Here is a 3100-nt window from a genome sequence, read left to right as displayed (position 1 = left end):
GTTTTGGTATTCTAATTTCTCTTGTGTGGATAAATACTGCATTTGCAGTATTCTATGATGCAGCCGAAGATCTTCACTATATTGATGCTTGTAAAGAAGCTGATGTTGTTCCAGAAGAAAAGGAAGTAGCTTAAGCTCTCTTTAAGAAACGATAACTTTACTGCCAGTAAGCTTGTAGCTCGTGCGTATTCCTTTAAAGTTCATTAAACAAAAAAAAAGTGTTATATTTATTTGTCTTTTGCTTCTTGCCTAAATGGGTAAAGCAAGAAAAGTCAATTTTTGGCTTTATACCTAAATAGGTAAAGTAAGATGAATTAGTTTTTTGCTCCATACCTAAATAGGTAAAGCAAGAATAATTGATTTATTGCTCTATGCCTAAATAGGTAAAGGATGATAAATTGAATTTTTGCTCTATACCTAAATAGGTAAAGCAAAAAATATACATTTTTAAAACAATATAGGTAAAGCATAAGATGATATTCTGTAGAATCAATAAATACCAATTTTTAAAAACCTCTATTTATGGTATTAATTAAGAAAATCTCAACAAGTAGTCGCAATGGCGATACGTGTGCCTTGTTAACTCTTATTTTAAAAGTATTGGCAGAGGATGATTGGAGTGCAGACACTTACCTGATGCCTGTAATTGAAAGGCTAGGCACTATGGACACTGCATTTGTTGAGGCAATTAAGCGATTGAGAATCTATTCTCAGATGGCAGAGAAAAACAAAGTGCGAAACACGGCAGTTAAAGCCTTATTTAAGTTGGTAGAGGGCTATACTCATATTCCTATTGCCGAGATGAAAGAAGCAGCCTTGGTAGTAAACAACATATTAAAACACTATGGTTTAAGTATACAGCATGGCGATTATGCCGAAGAGTCGGCAGATATTGCATCATTATTAAATGACTTAGCAAAGACCGATATTGTGGCCGCAATAGCTAAATTGCAAGGCGTTTCAGAAATTATTGCAGCATTAAGTGCGGCTCAAAAAGATTTTTCAGATGTGGCATTGAAACAAGCAGAGCTAAAGAGCGAGAAGAAAGATTTGGCATCTGCCAGTCAGTTGAAGAAAGAGAGTATCGTAGAGATTAATGCTAACTTGGTGGGCTATATGAACACGATGGCAAAGGTAAAGCCTGCTAGCTACGAGGCCACCGCCAAAACAATTGCCGAGTTGATCGATAGGAATAACGAATTGGTAAAACGACGTAGCAAAACCGGCGAGCTTGAGACGGAATTAGCCAGTAAACTTAGCGATTAAGGGTTTCACAGTATATTCTGAATTGATAGGATTATTATTTAATAAGCGAATAAAACAAAACATTTACCAGTAATGGACATAAAGAACAATAAGGAGGAGATTGATAAACCGAAGCAATCAGATGAACTTTCGAATGCAGAGTTTAAAGCAAAGACGAATGAAGAGCTTAACGAAAAGAAACCTGCAAGACGAAACAGGAGACAAGCTACCGAAGAAGAATTAAGTAATCCCTTACATGGCGTGAAGCTGGCTCAGATTTTAGAACGTCTGGTAGAGTATTATGGTTGGGCGTATCTGGGAGATCGTGTGAATATTCGCTGTTTCATGTATAATCCTACAATGAAATCGAGCCTCGGATTTTTAAGAAGAACGCCTTGGGCTCGTGAGCATGTTGAGGACGTCTATTTGGATATGTTGGAAGAAAAGAAGATCGAACATGTTTTTTTAATGAAGGATAAAGTTGATAATAACTTGAAGGCTGATTGATTTAAGTATTTATTGGCTTCGTTTAAAACACCTTTTATTTAATACTCTAAACATCCCCTGTATTTCCCTTGAAAGGGGGACTTTAAAATTCCCCTCTTGAGAGCGGATAAAGGGGAGTGTTTTTTTGTTGCAAGTCCATAATTACTTGGTGTTCTCCCTGGCAGTGCGAGCTTTTAGCTTGTTTTCTGCGAATGCAATCAGATTGTGCGGTAGCCATGGGTTGTAAACTCATACTTTGCTACGTTGACCTGATAGTGAATTAGAATTGTTTTCCTCCTTCGGAGAATGTTGTAAATACTACGATCTACCGCCCATTCTGGGCTGAAAAATATACAGATATTAAAGTATGAGTTCGCCCTGATGGTGGAGGTTTTTTTGCAAAAGGGATAGAAGCATTTGTTTGAGCTCCTTTGATTTTTTTTTTACAAAGAGCGAGTGCGTATAGCCCGACCCGCAGGGGTTTGCCCAAAGATTTGTTGTTGAAAAAGTAAGTGTTTGCCTTGGTAAGTCTATAAGGTTCTTTTGGGAGGAAAAAAAATAAGGGGTATTTCAAAATATGAAATACCCCTTATTACTAATCGTAAATTGTTAATTACTTATCGTTCTCGTCGCTAAGCAGCATCAGATAATGTGCAGCTGACCATGAGAAGTGATTTGCATTTAAACCCTCGCCGCTGATAGGGTGGTAATTCTCTCTAATGGGTGCATCCTTAAGCAGACCTTCAGTATTTTGAAGAAGCTTTTGAGTTAATAGATCTGCTTCTTTATTGTAGCCATATTGCTCCAGTGCTTTAATACCAAAGTATGCTTGATCTAACCAAACCGGACCTCTCCAATATCCCTTAAGGGGATTGAATTTTTTATGATTGGCAACCAGAGTAGGGAAGGGAACTTTAGTTGCAAACTTGGTTGAGTCCATCAGGATAGAACTTACTCTTTTGGCTTGTTCTTTAGTTGCAATGCCAGTGTAAAGAGGAATCCATCCTTCAGGTCCTTGTTGTACAGTTAATAGTTTACCTGTTACAATTTCTCTATCGTAGAAAAAGCCTGTTGCTTCGTCCCAAAAGTCAGAAGAAATTCTTTTACTTAAAGATGAGGCTTCCTGCTTATATGTTTTAGCTTCTTCAGTTAAATCTAGAATTTTGGCTAGTTCTGCTAATTGTTCTTTTTCAGCTTGTAAGTAAGCATTAAGGTCTACCGACTCTTGATTCATCGACCATCCATGCTCATTATTTTTTAGCATTTTAGAATCATCGAAACGAACAGCATTATCCATGCCCGATTCCCATTTGGCTGCGATAAGTGAACCATCAGTAGAGCCATATTCGCATAGGCCATTCTGATCGTT

At 37.5% G+C, this 3100-nt stretch carries 3 protein-coding genes; 2 read left to right on the top strand and 1 reads right to left on the bottom strand.

Translation table 11 applies throughout. The features are described from left to right. Nucleotides 1-522: 522 nt before the first annotated feature. Both ABY905_RS15585 and ABY905_RS15580 read left to right on the top strand, forming a co-directional pair. On the top strand, nucleotides 523-1266 hold the full coding sequence (locus ABY905_RS15585; protein WP_372645538.1) for a DUF6261 family protein: 744 nt from the start codon (nucleotides 523-525) through the stop codon (nucleotides 1264-1266). Nucleotides 1267-1338: 72 nt separating this feature from the next. Continuing rightward, entirely contained in the window at nucleotides 1339-1752 is a 414-nt protein-coding gene (locus ABY905_RS15580; protein WP_372645537.1) for a VF530 family DNA-binding protein, read from the top strand. Between the two features lie 592 nt (nucleotides 1753-2344). Here ABY905_RS15580 and ABY905_RS15575 read toward each other — a convergent pair. Continuing rightward, on the bottom strand, nucleotides 2345-3100 hold a 756-nt coding region (locus ABY905_RS15575; RefSeq protein WP_372645535.1), incomplete at its 5' end, for an MGH1-like glycoside hydrolase domain-containing protein.

The sequence above is a fragment of the Ancylomarina sp. genome, from assembly GCF_041555295.1.
Lineage (GTDB): Bacteria > Bacteroidota > Bacteroidia > Bacteroidales > Marinifilaceae > Ancylomarina.
The sequence above is the reverse complement of the archived record's forward strand: the minus strand, read 5'-3'. Positions and strand labels throughout refer to the sequence as shown.

Excerpts from the sequence above, each read along its gene's own strand:
- ABY905_RS15585 (WP_372645538.1), top strand. The coding sequence starts at position 523 with ATGGTATTAATTAAGAAAATCTCAACAAGTAGTCGCAATGGCGATACG.
- ABY905_RS15580 (WP_372645537.1), top strand. The coding sequence starts at position 1,339 with ATGGACATAAAGAACAATAAGGAGGAGATTGATAAACCGAAGCAATCA.